Raw genomic sequence first — 15,291 nt, forward strand, 5'->3', positions numbered from 1 at the left:
GGCAGGGTGGTCCTGTGTTCAACTGATGCAAATCACGGACGATATGCGGACGTGCGAAACGCTATTGGCCCGGCAGGGCAGGTGCACCGTAGCACCCAGCCAGGGCCAGTCGTTTAGGTTCATCGCGAGTTGTGAAGATGCCCGTGGGGTGAGGCGATGCGTCAAAGGGACCTGTTCAACAGGTCTTTCTTGTTTTTAAGATGCCTCGCGATCAGCTTTTTTTGCTGCGGAGCGGACGGGATGAGGCGGGCAGATTTGGGGATATACTTCAAATCTGCGATTTGCGGAAGGATCGTCAGGATTTCTTCTCGCGCGTCGGGACCGACTGATTTCAACGCTTCCGGTCCCGTGAGCAGGCTTTCGGCCCCGGTTCCTTCCACATGGAGGATTTCGTGAGCATCGAGGAGAATATGATAGTATTCTACAACATCAAAAGCATCGTCGATGAATATTCCGGGCAACTCGGTCAGCTTGATGGCCGGGATCAACACCTCGGCAGCGCCGAACATCCGTTTCGCAATTTTCGATTGCACCAGCACCCTATGCTGGCGCGAGACGACAAGATCGCGCGTCGGAAGCCCATCACCAAGCGTGCCAGCCAGAATACGTACCGGGCGCAGCTTCGGGTTTGCGTCGAGTTCGGTCTTGCTCAACTTGCGGTGGCCGATCCAGCGGATTGGCACCGCACCGTGATCCCGCGTCAAGACCAGATCGCCTGCCGCAAGGCTTTCTACGGGACGTTCTCCACACGGACAGCCGACAAGCGCACCTTTTGAGAAACAAAGTGGCAACGTGTCTTGCCGATCCGCAGCTAGGTTATATGCTTCATTGGTCGAGCCATTTGCGTAGATGGGTGACAGCAGTTCCAAGGATTGTATCGGTTGCGCATTGATTGCAGCCTGATCTGCGTTGGCCGACGTTTCCGGTGCCCAGTATGTGTTGCCCAGCGTGTCTTGAAAGAGGACCGCAGAAATGTCGGCCGTCGTCCCGTCCACATAGGTGATGGTCGCGTTAAACAGCATGGTTGCATCATGCGTTTGCGGGGCCCCGCCATCGATACTGAACTGATCATTGGAAACATTGTTGTCAGTGTCGTAAGCTCCTGCGGTGCCGCCGCTGAAGCCATTGCCCGCAGGCGAAAACTCATGGCGATCGAAAGAAAGCGGGTTTGCAGCGGAACCGTAGGTGCCCAAGGCAAGGTTCACCGCAGTTGTGGAAAGCAAGTTGTTGCCTTCCACCGGATCCCAAATTGGCGTCAGACCCAACGAAAAAACAGTAAATGTCGTGGCCATTGCCGTATCCTTGGATGCCTGATCGTTAAACCCATGTTAATCTGCGTTCATAATCAAGTCAAAGAGGAACAAGCTGAGTTCCCGATGGTGGTTAAGAACGTTGGGCCCATGATTTGGTTTTGTCGTTGTCTTCAAACGCGTGCGATCGCATGGCGTCAGGAAGAGTGTTCATTCTTCAATATGGCCAGCAACGCGGCGCTGGCGCGGATGAGCATGCCTGCCAAAACGGTCTGCAAGGCATCGGGCGGACAAGCCGGCAGTCGCAGGCGGATGTCGGGCGTTCCCTTCGCGCTGCCTGTTCGAACTAATTTAACACGCGCGGCAGACGTGTCACGAACGCCGTGAAGTGTCGGAAATTCATGCGTTCACGCAGTGAAATGTGCAGGTCGAACACGTCTTGCCCTGCACCAAGCAGTAAGACAGGCCCTTGGTGGGCCTGCCTTTTGAAGCGCTGCGCGACCAGAGCCGGCGTTCGCTTATTTTGAAGGGCCTGTTGTCTTTGCTGCCGCAGATTTGGCCGTGCTTGCCGAATTGGACGCAGAGGCGGATTTCGGCTCTGCCGTTTTGGCAGGTGCGGTGCGCGTCGTGGTTTTTGCCGGGGCGGTGGCGGCAGCGGTCTTGGGCGCAGGCTTGGCCGCCGGTTCAGCGGGCGTCTTGGCCGCTGTACTCATGGCAGGCTTTTCGGTGGGCTTGCCAGCTCGCACAGCGGTTTTGTCGGCAGCGTTCACGTCGGGCGCTGCGGTCTTTTCGGTCGACCTGGCTGCGGATGAGGCTGGCTTGGGCGCGGGCTTTGCGGCCGAAGTCGCGGTTTTTTTGCTTGCACTCACGGTCGAGGCCGCAGGCTTTTCGGCGGGCTTGGCAGCCGCAGCAGTGGCCTTGGGCGCGGTTTTTTCCGCCGAAGCATCCCCTTTGGCCGATGTGTTCACGGCAGGCTTTGCCGCGTTCTTGACGGATTTGACGCCAGCTTTGGCGGGCTTGGCAGTGGCAGTCACCGGCTTGCCAGTCGCTTTTGCGGGCTTGGCTGCTTTTTGACCGGACGGTTTTGTCGCAGCGGGGGCGGCTTTGGTCAGGTTCTCGCCAGCGTTTGTCATCAGTCCGAACGCATCGCTTTGCGCTTTCTTGGCGATCTCGGCGAATGTCATCATATGCGCGGTCGCCGCCTTGGAATAGCTGGATGCGAAAACCGACATCGCGCGGGCATAATCTGTCGGTTGCGATTTGGCCGCGGACATATCCGACAGCCCTGCCAGCGCGTCCTTGCTCCACTGTGTCGAAACATCAATCGACTTCGACGCTGCATCCAGCGCCACAGCATTGATTTTTTCGTTCAGATCGGCGGTGGACTGAAACGCGCCCGTGAGAGAGGTCACGCCGAAAGGAAACGTCGCCATTGCGTCCTTAATGATCGCGGACATGTCAGGTGTCTTGCTCATACTGAGGTTCCTTTGTTTGGCGGGAAATCTCCCGCTAGGGGGGTGCATCGGGATTTGCGCCCGAGATACCGCGTCGCAACAGGTTGTACCCGGCGGCGCGGGACTGCTCTTGCCCAATGCAGCAACTTAAATGCAAAAATGGCAGGCCCTTGTGGGACCTGCCTTTGCCAAGCGCGCTTTCAGAGAAAACAACGCTTGGAATAGTCACCTTACTTCGCAGCAGTCGCCGACTTTACAGCCGAAGTTGCGTCTTCGCTGAATGTCTTGCCGGCAGCCGTCATCAGTTCCAGCGTGTCAGCCTGAGCTTTCTTCGCGATTTCGGCGAAGGCTGTCATGTGCTCTGTCGCGGCTTTGGAGTAGTTGGACACGAAATCGGTCATCGCCTGAGCGTAATCTGTAGGCTGAGCTTTGGCTTTCGAAACGTCCGACATGCCTTTCAGTGTGTCCTGGGTCCACTTTGTGGACAGCGCTGTCGACTCTTCGACGGCGGTCAGGGCAACGGTGCTGATCTTTTCGTTCAGGTCAGCTGTCGATTTGAATGCGCCCTCGGCTGCGGAAGCGTCGATCGGGAAGGCGGCCATTGCGTCTTTGAACATCGCGGTCACATCATTTGTCTTGGTCATGTCTAATTCCTTTGGCTTGGCGGGAACCTTCCCGCTGTGCATCTCTGCAACCCATATGAATGCTGCGACGCAGCATTTCAAGATCTAATCGCTGCGACGCAGCATATTTTTCGAAATCTCTGTCGGGGTCGGAAAGGCCTGTCCCAGTTTGACAGACCCTTCGTGACCTTGATTGAGCTTGTACCGTTGGGTGGTTTGTCGGAAGAACTGTGACTCGCAGATGGCCGATGCCAAAATAAGGGCCCGCAAGACATCTGAGACGCATCCCGCTTGCGGGGCGGCTTCATGCAGCATTCAGGACGTGTGACACGCGCGCGTCGCGGGAATGGGACTCTGCCCCGGACGCCAGTCCGGGGCAGAGTCAGTGTCAGTGCAAGTGGTGCACCTTTTGAAGGCCGTAGACAGGTGTTTCCAGCCCTTCAAACCGCGCCTTCAATTGCAGGGCCAGATACAGCGAATAGTGCCGGGACTGGTGCAGGTTGCCCCCGTGCATCCACAGGTTCTGCTGCTGCGTGGGCTTCCACATGTTGCGCTGCTCGCCTTCCCAGGGTCCGGGATCCTTGGTAGTGTCCGAGCCAAGCCCCCAGACCTTGCCGATCTTGTCCGCGACCTCCTGGCTGATCAGATCCGCGGCCCAACCGTTCATCGACCCATAGCCGGTGGCCATCACCACGAGATCGGCCTCAAGCCGCGTGCCATCTGACAGCACGACGGCATCGGCCTCGAAATGATCGACCTGGCCTTTGACCAGCTTGACCTCGCCGTCGATGATCAACTGGCTTGCACCCACGTCGATGTAATAGCCGGAACCGCGGCGCAGGTACTTCATGAACAGGCCAGAATCGTCATCCCCCCAGTCCAGTTCAAAACCGGCCTTTTCCAGCCCGGAATAGAATTCGGCATCGCGTTCGCGCATCTGTTCGTAAAGCGGGATCTGGAACTCGTGCAGGATGCGGTAGGGAAGCGAGGCAAAGATCATGTCCGCCTTTTCCGTCGTCATGCCATTGGCGACGGCCTCTTCGGAATACAGCGCGCCCATGCCGATATCCATCAGCGTATCGGACCGGACGATATGTGTGGAGGACCGCTGCACCATTGTCACATCGACATCGTGTTCCCAAAGGGCGGCACAGATGTCATGTGCCGAATTGTTCGACCCGACCACGACAACCTTCTTGCCGGTCCAGGCGTCCGGCCCGTCATGTTGCGACGAATGCTGGATCGTGCCCTTGAAGTCGTCCATGCCGGGAAACTCGGGCATATGCGGCTTGCCCGACATGCCAGTTGCCAGCACCAGTTGCGTGGGCTTCAGGATGACGGTTTCGCCGTCGCGGTTGACCTCGACGGTCCATTGGTTCGCGGCCTCGTCAAAGCCGGCCTTGATGACTTCGGACCGGGACCAGTAGTTGAGCTCCATCACCTTGGTGTACATTTCCAGCCAGTCGCCGACCTTGTCTTTGGGCGTGAAGACCGGCCAGTTGTCGGGGAATTTCATGTAAGGAAGATGGTCGTACCAGACCGGATCATGCAGGCAGAGCGATTTGTAGCGTTTGCGCCATTGGTCGCCCGGACGGTCATGCTTGTCCAGAACGATGGTCGGCACGCCAAGCTGACGCAGGCGCGCACCCAGCGCGATACCGCCCTGACCGCCACCGACGATGACGGTATAGGGCTGCGCGTCATATCCCAGCTTCGCGGTTTCGGCCTCGCGCTCTTCCTTCCAGGTGGTCCGGTTCTTGCCGGCACCATGTTGCGCCCCCATCGGACGGCGTGTGCCACGCTGTTCTTCATGGCCCTTGAGTTCCTGCAACGCGGTCAGAAACGTCCAGATCCGGTCGTCTTTCAGGCGCATCAGCCCCCAGCCGCGCCCGACCTCGGTCTCGAAGGTGATCCAGGCGGTGGTAACGCCGTCTTCCTCGGTCGGTGTCTCGCCGTCTTGCAGGCTGAAGTTCCGGGGCTTCACCGATGCCAGCTGGCTGTCCAGCATCTGGCCGATCTCTTCCGGGCCTTCCGCTGTCTTCAGGTTCCAGGTGAAGGCCACCAGGTCGCGCCAGTAGCTGTCAGTGGCGAACTGTTCCTTGATTCGGTCAACATCGCCATCCGCAAAAGCGGCGTTCAATGTGTCCAGCACCTGCTGCGTGCGGGTTGTCACGGTTGTATCGAGCATCGCGTATCCTCCTCATTCGCGCCTCTATTGCGTGATCCTGTGGTATATCATGCGGCGGATGCCAGCTTTATCGGCAGGATAACCAAGGAAGTCCGGGGAAAGAAGGGCAGGGTGTTGCACGCGCAACGGCGCGCAACACGACGTGTCAGAGCGGGAGGGTCAACCCGGAACGGCGCACCCGCCGCATTACCGTAGAGCGGTCGACGCCCAGCCGTCGCGCCGCCTGCGCCATGTTCCAGCCGCAGGCCTCCAGCACATCTTCTAGCGAGTCCTCTTCAGGCGCGACCGGCCCGGAATCTGACGGAACAGGCAGGTCGGGAAGGTCGATGACATCGCCATCACATAATGCGACGGCCACATCCAGAACCCGCTCCAGCTCGTGCAGGTTTCCCGTCCAGACGCGACCTGCCAACTCGGCCCTTGCCGAGGGTGAAAGCCGCAGCTCGTCCGGTGCCCGCCGCCGCAATAGCCGGTCCATCAACCAATCCAGATCCCGGCGCTTCCGCAGCGGTGGCACAGACAGAAAAGCCCCGGAAATTCGATAGAACAGAGGTTTGTGAAAACGGCCCTCATGGACCGCCTGTCCGAGATCAACGCAACTGGTTGCCACGGGGCGCAAACCGGGGCGCTCGTCCAGCAGCGCCGACAGCAGTGCCTGTACATCCGGTGGAAGCTCCTCGATCCGTCGCAGGATAAGCGTCGCGCGTGTCGGGCCTGGTGGCCCCAAAGCCTCGATAAGCCTGTCCGGCATCTGCGCGGCGCATTCGACGGTGATCAGGTCGCGATCCTTTCCCGTGGCCACATGTAGCGCCCGCGCAATCCGCATCTTGCCCGTGCCGGTTTCCCCTGAAAGGATCAATGGCACATCCGTGGTTGCCAGCCGCTCGGCCTGCATCAGCAGACGTTGCATTTCAGGGTCCGGCCCCGCCAGCGCCGCCAGAGATCCGCCTTTGCGTTGCAGCCTGCGGGTTACGGCCCCCGTCGATCTTGGTGCCTGTGGCGCGATGGCATGACCGAACAATGCGCCGCCGTCGGGCATGTTGACGACGCGGTCCTCGGTCGGCCGGTCCCGCATCAGATCAGGCAGATCGTCGACTGACAAAGCCAGAAAGGAATCGATCCGCTGGCCAAGAAGCGTTGGCGCATTCCCTCGGAACAGCTTGTCGGCACCGCGGGTAAAACCGATGATACGGCCAGAGCCGTCCAGCGTCACCGCTGCCTCTGGATCGACGTCCAGAAACTCGGGACTGGCCGACAGCCGCAGCACCCATTCCCGGCGGCTTTGGGCCATCAGGTTGGCCATTTCGACCCGCCTTGCCGACGCCGTCACCATGCTCATGGCCAGGTTCTGGCTGGATTTGGGCGAAGGAGACTGCAACAGCGAGATGTCCAACACCGCGGCCAGTTGGCCCATACTGTCATAAATGGGTGCCGCCGTGCAGGACAGCGCGGTGTGTGCGTTGCCGAAATGGTCGTCTTGATGGATCGTCACTGGTTCTCCGGTGACGATGCAGGCCCCCGCCGCGCTGGTCCCGGCCAGTTCTTCGGACCAGTCCGCGCCCATGAACAGCCCCGAGCCGCGCAGTTCAGCCTCAAAATTCCGGTCGCCGAAGAAGTCGACGCAGACGCCTTTGGCATCCGTCAGCAATACGGTATAATTTTGTCGGGCAACCTGCCGGAAAAGGCTTTGCAGGCCCGAGCGCGCGGAGGCGATCATCCGCTCAGCCTGCATGCGATGTTCGCGCAGCTCTGTTTCGGTCACGATATGTGCAGGGTCGGCACGGGACGGGTCCATGCCATAAACCTCGACGCAGCGCTTCCAGGAATCCGACACCTGACTGTCCCGCCCGGTTGTACGTCCGTCCAGAACGCTTTCTATTTCCTGAACGTGATTATGCGCGATCATGTCTTCCGCTCAAAATAAGTGCAGAGTGGACATATCACGCCTGCACAGGATTTGCGACGCGCCTAAAGTTGGATCTGTGGATGGCCGGTAGTGCATGAAATCTTGCGGCGGTCGCGCTTTGGCGAGAGGTCGCGCAGGCCCCTTGGCGCGCGCGTGGCGTAGCGGTATGACGGACGTCCCGAAGCCAGACAGAAAGACGCCCCGTGGACACCAGTAATCGCATCGCCCGGACCATTGCCACAGAGATCAGCGCCCAGCCGGGGCAGGTCAACGCCGCTGTTGCCTTGCTGGATGGCGGGGCAACCGTGCCGTTTGTCGCGCGCTACCGCAAAGAGGCGACGGGCGGTCTGGACGATACGCAGTTGCGCAATCTGGCCGACCGTCTGGCGTATTTGCGAGAGCTGGAAGCGCGGCGCGCGAGCATTCTGGAGTCGATCAAAGGGCAGGACAAGCTGACCGACGATCTGGCCCGCGCCATCGCCAGCGCCGAGACCAAAGCGACGCTGGAAGACATCTACCTGCCTTACAAGCCCAAGCGCCGGACAAAGGCGATGATTGCCCGCGAAAACGGGCTGGAGCCGCTGCTGGAGGGCATTCTGGCCGACCGCTCTGCCGATCCGGAGGCCTTGGCGAAAGGTTATTTGTCCGAGGCCGTCGAAGGCACGAAACAGGCGCTGGAAGGCGCGCGGGATATTCTGGCAGAACGGCTGACGGAGGATGCGGGGTTGCTGGGAAATCTGCGGGCCTTCATGCAGAAAGAAGCGTTCCTGACGGCCAAGCTGGTCAAGGGGCAGGAAGAAAAGGGCGCGAAGTTCTCGGATTATTTCGATCACCGCGAGCGCTGGGCGGATGTGCCTTCGCATCGGGCGCTGGCGATGATGCGCGCGTCAAAAGAGGGCGTGGTGACGGTGGATATCGCGCCTGACCCCGAAGAGGGGGCCGAACGGGCCGAACGCATGGTCGCGGCGCGGCTGGCATGCCGGACGGGTGGTGCCGGGGACGTCTGGCTGCGCAAGATGGCGGGCTGGACCTGGCGGGTGAAGCTGTCCATGTCGATGATGTTTGAACTGCTGGGCGATCTGCGCGCGCGGGCACAGGACGAGGCGATCGCGGTTTTTGCCCGTAACCTCAAGGATCTGCTGCTGGCGGCACCGGCGGGCGCGCGCGCGACGCTGGGCCTTGATCCCGGTATCCGCACGGGCGTGAAAGCGGCGGTGATCGACGCCACCGGCAAGGTGGTGGCGACGGACACGCTCTATCCGTTCCAGCCCAAGAACGACACGCGCGGCGCGCAAGAGGCGATCCTGCGGCTGATCAAGGGCCATGGCGTTGATCTGATTGCCATCGGCAACGGCACTGCCAGCCGGGAAACCGAACGGCTGGTCGCCGAGACGCTGAAATTGCTGCCAGCGGACGTGAAACAGCCCACGAAGGTTGTGGTGTCAGAGGCCGGCGCCTCGGTCTATTCGGCGTCGGAACTGGCGGCGCGGGAGTTTCCCGATCTGGACGTTTCCCTGCGCGGTGCCGTTTCGATTGCGCGGCGCTTGCAGGACCCGCTGGCCGAATTGGTCAAGATCGAACCCAAAAGCATCGGCGTTGGCCAATATCAGCATGACGTTGACCAATCGCGCCTGTCCAAATCGCTGGAGGCGGTGGTCGAGGATGCGGTGAACGCGGTGGGCGTGGATCTCAATACCGCCTCCGCGCCGCTACTGGCGCATGTCTCGGGCCTTGGGCCGGGTCTGGCGGAATCCATCGTGGCGCATCGTGACAGCAACGGGGCGTTCGCGGCGCGCAAGGAATTGCTGAAAGTCGCGCGGCTGGGGCCAAGGGCGTTCGAGCAATGCGCGGGGTTTCTGCGCATCCGGGACGGCAAGGAACCGCTGGACGCGTCGTCGGTTCACCCCGAAGCTTACGGCGTGGCGCGCCGGATCGTGAAAGCCTGCGGGCGCGATCTGCGGTCGATCATGGGCGATAGTGGCGCGCTGAGCGGATTAAAGCCTGAGGATTTCGTCGATGACAGCTTTGGCCTGCCCACCGTGCGCGACATCCTGTCGGAACTGGAAAAGCCCGGCCGCGACCCACGCCCGGAATTCAAGACGGCCAGCTTTGCCGACGGGGTCGAGGACATCAAGGATCTGAAACCCGGCATGGTGCTGGAAGGCACGGTCAGCAACGTCGCGGCCTTCGGGGCATTCGTGGATGTCGGCGTGCATCAGGACGGGCTGGTGCATGTCAGCCAGTTGGCGGACCGGTTCGTGAAAGACCCGCATGAGGTGGTCAAGGCCGGTGATGTGGTCAAGGTCCGCGTGACCGAGGTGGACGTGCCGCGCAAACGCATCGGGCTGACGATGCGCAAGGATGGCGGGGACTCTGCCCGGTCTGCAAAGGCAGAGCGTGATGCCGCCCCCGGCGCGGCGAGGGGTGGCCCCGGCGGCAAAGGCAGTAATGGCGGTGGCCGCGGTCCGGGCAAGGGGCCGCGGGGTGCCTCCAGCCATTCAAGCAAGCCCGCAGGCAAACCGGACCAACCGGGCGCTTTCGGTTCGGCCCTGCTGGACGCGCTGAAGAAGAAATAGGACAGGGCCAGGGGCCAAGCGTCGGACCTGACGGGTGGCTCGCGCGACCACAGCGTGACGGTCGGCGCAGAGCCGCGCCCGCTTGTCCGCCTATTTCCCCAACAGCCTTAACAGCCCTTTGGCGGCCTCCTCCTCCAGCTTGCGTTGGAGGGCATCTTCAATGCTGTCGCCTTGTTCGACCGTGACGCCCAGCTCCTTCTCCAGCTTCTCGCTGACCTGGCTGCGGACCTTGTCTTCCAGTTCCTTGCGCTCTTCGGCGAGGTTGCGGTCAATCGCTTCGCCCATATCCGCGCGAATGGCGGGCGCGCCCCACGGCCCCTTGATGCGGACCGGGATGGCCAGCCCGCGCCCGTCGCGTGCATTCAGCGCCGTCGGGACGACCAGATAATCCAGGGTCCGCGCGCCGAGGTTCACCTTGCCCTCGCCCTCTGCCGTGATGCCGGGCAGGGACATCAGCAGGTCGCTGTTGCGCAACACGCCGCCCGCGATGGTGTAGCTGGCGGTGAGCGTATCAAAGACGGTGGTGCCGCCGCCAACACCGCCCGCGCGGAAAAGCTGATCCAGATCGATGCCGGAAATCCTGCCGGGGCCGGCCTTCACCGACCCGTCGCCTTTCAGCGAGGACATGATCGCGGCAGTGCTTTGCCCGACACCAAGGAAATTCAGCGTGGCGTCGGCCTTGCCGGAGAACCGGCTCACGTCCGCGGCGTCTTTCAGAAGCGTCTGCATCTCGACGCCAGAAGCGCGCAGCTTGCCGCCGACCGACAGGCCGTTGCGGTTGTTGGCAACAAATTCGCCGGTGACGAGGCCGTCATAAGCACGCACTTCGTTGAGGGCAAAGACCGCGCGCGACCGATCGAGCGTCATTACAGTGCGGGTCTTGCCAAGCTTCAGTGTACCAAGATCAATGGCTCCGGCCTCCAGCGAAATCTCTCCGTCAAAGGCGGCGAGGCCGGATGCGTCGAAGGGGGATGTGGACCAGCCGGAAGACCCGCCAGAGCCGCGACCGGACCCGCCGCTGCCGCCCGCACCCCCCTGCGCGAGGCCGGAGAAATCCAGCGCATCGGCGTTGAGGCGCGCGGTGATGCGCGGCTTGGCCGCCAACGTGATGTCAGCGGCGGCCTGCAATCTGTTGCTATCCAGAGTGAGTTTTCCGTCACGCAAGGCCAACCTGTTGCCGTCGGACAGGGTGATCTGGCCCGTGCCGCTGGCCTTGCGCCCCAAACCCTGTGGCAGATCGACGCCCGCAATGCCGAGCGCGGCCAGAAACCGCGCGGTATCGGCAAGGTCAAGCGACAGCGCGCCCTGCGCTTCGGGCTTGGTGCCGAACGTGCCGTCAAACTTCGCCGTGCCACCCGGCGCGTCCAGCGAGGCGACCAGAGGTCCGGCGGCACCGGTCATCATCGCCTGCGGGCGGCCTATCGTGGCGGCGATACGCACTGGGTCGCCCTGGGGCCGAAGCGTCAGGTCAAACGTGGCAGGCCCATCGCGGTCCGGCCATGACAGGTCCAGATCGACGCCCTCCATGACCACCGGATCGGCACCCGCGGCCCGCCAGTTCAGCGACGCATCGCTCAGCCGCAGACGGTCCAGTGTGAAGACGGGGATGGCGGGCGTCTGATCAGAGGAAGAGGCGGCTGGCGCGGCCTCGGTCCTGTTGGCCTCTGTCGTGGACAGTTCCCAATTGCCGCGGCCATCTGCATCGGTAATCAGCGTGATCCGGGGCGCGTCGGCCTCGATCATACGAAAGGTGATGTCGCCGGACAGCAGCGCGGCGGCGTCCACGCCGATCCGCGCGGCCTGCGCGCTCAACAACGGCGTGTCCCCGGCCCAATCGGCATTCGCGACTTCCAACGGACCGGTGCTGATCGACAGCGTTGGCCAGAAGGTCAGCGAGACATCGCCCTGGATCGTGACCTCGCGGCCCAGCTGCTTGGACAATTGCGACGACGCAAGATGCGCGAGCCGTTCGCCCGGCAGCATCAGGACGCCGACGACGGCCAGAAGAATCAGGATGACGACCGCAGAAAGAAGGCGGAATACAAGGCGCATCGGGCTGCTCCCTTACCGATTACCATGGGGTTTTGCGCGTAGCGTGACGCGAAGGCGTGTTGCACGCAAGCGAGATGGTATCGTCTTCGCCCTTTTCTGCCGCAAAGTCCGGCTGTAAGAGGGCACATGACGCAGAACCCTCCGAATCTCCGCCCTGACCTTGCGCCGCGTGCGCGCTATGATGACAGCCGCCGTGTCGGCCAGCCGACAATCGGCATGGTCAGTCTTGGTTGCCCCAAAGCGCTGGTGGACAGTGAGCGCATCCTGACCCGGCTGCGCGCCGAAGGCTACGGCATCTCTGCCGACTATTCCGGCGCGGATGCTGTGATTGTGAACACCTGCGGATTTCTGGACACCGCCAAGGCCGAGAGTCTGGAGGCAATTGGCGAGGCGCTGAACGAAAATGGCCGCGTGATTGTCACCGGCTGTCTGGGTGCCGAGCCTGATTATATCACCGGGGTGCATCCGCGTGTTCTGGCGGTGACCGGCCCACATCAATATGAACAGGTGCTGGACGCGGTGCATATCGCCGTGCCGCCCGATCCCGACCCGTTCATCGACCTGCTGCCCGCATCAGGCGTCAAGCTGACACCGCGCCACTACAGCTATCTGAAGATTTCGGAGGGCTGCAATCACAAGTGCAAGTTCTGTATCATCCCCGATATGCGCGGACGGCTGGCCTCGCGTCCGGCCCATGCCATCCTGCGCGAGGCGGAAAAGCTGGTTGAGAACGGCGTGAAAGAGCTGCTGGTGATTTCGCAGGACACCTCTGCCTACGGGCTGGATATCCGCCATGCCGAGGACCGGGGCCACCGGGCGCATATCACCGATCTGGCGCGCGATCTGGGGTCGCTGGGCGCTTGGGTGCGGCTGCATTACGTCTATCCCTATCCCTCCGTGCGCAACCTGATCCCCTTGATGGAGGGGGCTGCCGGGGCGGGGGACAGCAAACTGCTGCCCTATCTCGACATCCCGTTCCAGCACGCGCATCCTGATGTCCTGAAACGCATGGCGCGGCCAGCCGCCGGGTCCAAAACACTGGATGAGATCGCCGCCTGGCGCGACATCTGCCCGGACATCACGCTGCGCTCGACCTTCATCGTCGGCTATCCCGGCGAGACCGAGGCCGAGTTCCAAACCCTTCTGGATTGGATGGACGAGGCGCAACTGGATCGTGTCGGCTGCTTTCAATACGAAAACGTCGCCGGTGCGCGGTCCAACAATCTGCCGGATCATGTGGATGCTGCGGTCAAGCAGGACCGCTGGAACCGGTTTATGGAAAAGGCGCAGGCAATTTCCGAAGCCAAATTGGAGGCCAAGGTCGGCACGTCGCAAGAGGTTATCGTGGACGATATTGATGCGGAGGGCATCGCGACCTGCCGCACCAAAGCCGATGCGCCAGAAATTGACGGCAATCTGTTCATCGATGCAGGGACCGACGCGTTGTCCGTTGGCGATATTGTCCGGGTCAAGGTCGATGAGGCCGGCGAGTATGACCTGTGGGGTGAATTGGTGTGATGCGGTATGGCGTCATGCGTGCTTCTGATCGGCGTCAGAATGCGGTCTTCCGTGTCCGACCCGTAAAAAGCCTTGCGACGCCAGACGCTTAAACGCCTCGACGGTGAATATTTTCCTTGAAGCGAAGGCTCATGCGCGCAGCGTCGAGACGCAAGAGATGAGGTAAGTCATTGATATTATAGGAATAATGGAGATCTCAGGCAGATTCTGGAAAATCCGAATCATTGGGTCGTTCATTTCGATGTGAATTCGATATTTGAGCGCTTTCCATCGCCGGACCTGATGTTTCTTACAGGTCCAAAGGTCTCACCTGCACGAATTACCATAATATCGGCGGATTTACCCGGCTAAACTGGGGCGACAAAGCGTCAGGGTGACGCTAATATGATGAGGCAGCCGACAGAGCGGACCGAGGGCCCAACACCTCAGAAGCAAAGCCGGTCACAGGGAGAAATTGCCGCATCCGCACCAGTCCCGCGGTACCAGATCAAGACCCTGTGTATGCGCAAAACCTTTATCCGCCTCCGTGCGGCGTATGATTTGAACGAGTATTTTTTTATGACGAGACGACGGTGCCCCAGCAATGGGGCACCGTCATTCGTTTGAGCGGCCCATCTTTGCGACAGGTTTTGAGGTGGGCGGGCGCTGTCGAAGCATGCCCCTCAGAGCGTAAACACCATCAAACAAACTGTTCGCGGATCAGTCTTTCTTCCAGTCCATGACCGGGGTCGAACAGGATATGATGCTCGACTGACGCGTCCGAGTGGATGTCCACCACGGACACGTTGCGCACGGATTTCCCATCGGTGTCTGCCATCACCGGTCGCTTTTCCGGCTCCAGCACCTCGAACCGGACATGCGCCGATTTTGGCAGCAGCGCGCCACGCCAACGCCGTGGGCGAAAAGGCGCAACCGCCGTCAGGGCAAGCACATCCGACCGGATCGGCAGAATCGGGCCATGCGCCGAGTAGTTATAGGCCGTCGATCCGGCGGGGGTGGCCACCAGCGCTCCGTCGCAGACCAGCTCGGCCATGCGCAGTTTGCCATCGACGCTGATCCGAAGATGCGCCGCTTGCGGGCCCGCACGCAGCAACGACACCTCGTTGATCGCAAGATTCTCATGCCGCGTGCCATCGGTGGTTTCCGCCTGCATCAAAAGCGGGTTGATCACGGCCTTTTCCGCTGCGGCCAGCCGTTCCTCAAGGCCCGCTTCGCTGTATTCGTTCATCAGAAAACCGACCGTGCCTCGGTTCATGCCGTAAACCGGGGCGGGCAGGTCACGGGTGCGATGCAGCGTTTCCAGCATGAACCCGTCGCCCCCCAGGGCCACGATCACGTCGGCATGCGGTTCGGCATGATCGCCATATTGACGACTCAAGGCGGCAAGCGCTGCACGGGCAAGTGGCGCATCGCTGGCGCAAAAGGCGATTCGAAGGGGCATGAAAGGTGCATTCTTCCTGAAACAAGACGATACACTTCCAAAACAAACACAAGTTTCTTCGAAGAGCCAGCATTGGCGGACTGAATGATCCGGATTGTCGCTTTACGATCTTTGCACTTTGGCTGACGTGGGGTAGGAACTGGCATCCTTTCCAAACGCACCCCCGCAACCGGAGTGACCGCCTATGACCGTTCCGCCTCGAAATACTGGATTTTTCACTGAACCGCTTTCTGATCGTGACGCGGATGTTTTTGCCGCGATCACGGGCGAGCTTGGCCGCCAG

At 61.3% G+C, this 15,291-nt stretch carries 9 protein-coding genes; 2 read left to right on the forward strand and 7 right to left on the reverse strand.

Annotated features, from left to right (window positions below; all coding sequences use genetic code 11):
- Positions 1 to 161: 161 nt before the first annotated feature.
- From ACN0WV_RS13140 to ACN0WV_RS13160, 5 genes are all read right to left on the reverse strand, one after another.
- Positions 162 to 1,292: a Hint domain-containing protein gene (locus ACN0WV_RS13140; RefSeq protein ID WP_417606349.1), complete on the reverse strand. Its 1,131-nt coding sequence runs from the start codon at positions 1,290 to 1,292 to the stop codon at positions 162 to 164.
- A 476-nt stretch (positions 1,293 to 1,768) separates the two neighbouring features.
- Positions 1,769 to 2,725: a hypothetical protein gene (locus tag ACN0WV_RS13145; RefSeq protein ID WP_417606351.1), complete on the reverse strand. Its 957-nt coding sequence runs from the start codon at positions 2,723 to 2,725 to the stop codon at positions 1,769 to 1,771.
- 209 nt (positions 2,726 to 2,934) lie between these two features.
- Positions 2,935 to 3,348: a phasin family protein gene (locus tag ACN0WV_RS13150; protein WP_417606352.1), complete on the reverse strand. Its 414-nt coding sequence runs from the start codon at positions 3,346 to 3,348 to the stop codon at positions 2,935 to 2,937.
- 367 nt (positions 3,349 to 3,715) lie between these two features.
- The gene (locus tag ACN0WV_RS13155; RefSeq protein WP_417606353.1) at positions 3,716 to 5,515 is read right to left on the reverse strand and encodes an NAD(P)/FAD-dependent oxidoreductase; all 1,800 of its coding nucleotides are present in this window, start codon (positions 5,513 to 5,515) and stop codon (positions 3,716 to 3,718) included.
- Positions 5,516 to 5,660: 145 nt separating this feature from the next.
- On the reverse strand, positions 5,661 to 7,421 hold the full coding sequence (locus tag ACN0WV_RS13160; protein ID WP_417606355.1) for a sigma-54-dependent Fis family transcriptional regulator: 1,761 nt from the start codon (positions 7,419 to 7,421) through the stop codon (positions 5,661 to 5,663).
- Positions 7,422 to 7,624: 203 nt separating this feature from the next.
- On the opposite strand from ACN0WV_RS13160, the gene ACN0WV_RS13165 reads away from it, so the two are divergent.
- Positions 7,625 to 9,997, forward strand: coding sequence for a Tex family protein (locus tag ACN0WV_RS13165; RefSeq protein WP_417606357.1), 2,373 nt, complete (start codon positions 7,625 to 7,627; stop codon positions 9,995 to 9,997).
- Positions 9,998 to 10,087: 90 nt separating this feature from the next.
- Here the strand turns inward: ACN0WV_RS13165 and ACN0WV_RS13170 are convergent, their stop codons facing one another.
- Positions 10,088 to 12,049 (reverse strand): AsmA family protein, encoded by a 1,962-nt coding sequence (locus ACN0WV_RS13170; RefSeq protein WP_417606359.1) that lies wholly within the window; start codon positions 12,047 to 12,049, stop codon positions 10,088 to 10,090.
- Positions 12,050 to 12,175: 126 nt separating this feature from the next.
- Between ACN0WV_RS13170 and rimO the strand changes: the two genes are divergently transcribed.
- Positions 12,176 to 13,567 (forward strand): 30S ribosomal protein S12 methylthiotransferase RimO, encoded by a 1,392-nt coding sequence (gene rimO, locus ACN0WV_RS13175; protein WP_417606360.1) that lies wholly within the window; start codon positions 12,176 to 12,178, stop codon positions 13,565 to 13,567.
- Positions 13,568 to 14,246: 679 nt separating this feature from the next.
- On the opposite strand, the gene ACN0WV_RS13180 is transcribed toward rimO, so the two are convergent.
- Positions 14,247 to 15,008, reverse strand: a complete 762-nt coding sequence (locus tag ACN0WV_RS13180; protein ID WP_084354911.1) for an NAD kinase — start codon at positions 15,006 to 15,008, stop codon at positions 14,247 to 14,249.
- Between the last annotated feature and the right edge of the window lie 283 nt (positions 15,009 to 15,291).

Origin of the sequence: Primorskyibacter flagellatus, assembly GCF_048268605.1 — a bacterium.
Taxonomy (GTDB): Bacteria; Pseudomonadota; Alphaproteobacteria; order Rhodobacterales; family Rhodobacteraceae; genus Primorskyibacter; species Primorskyibacter flagellatus.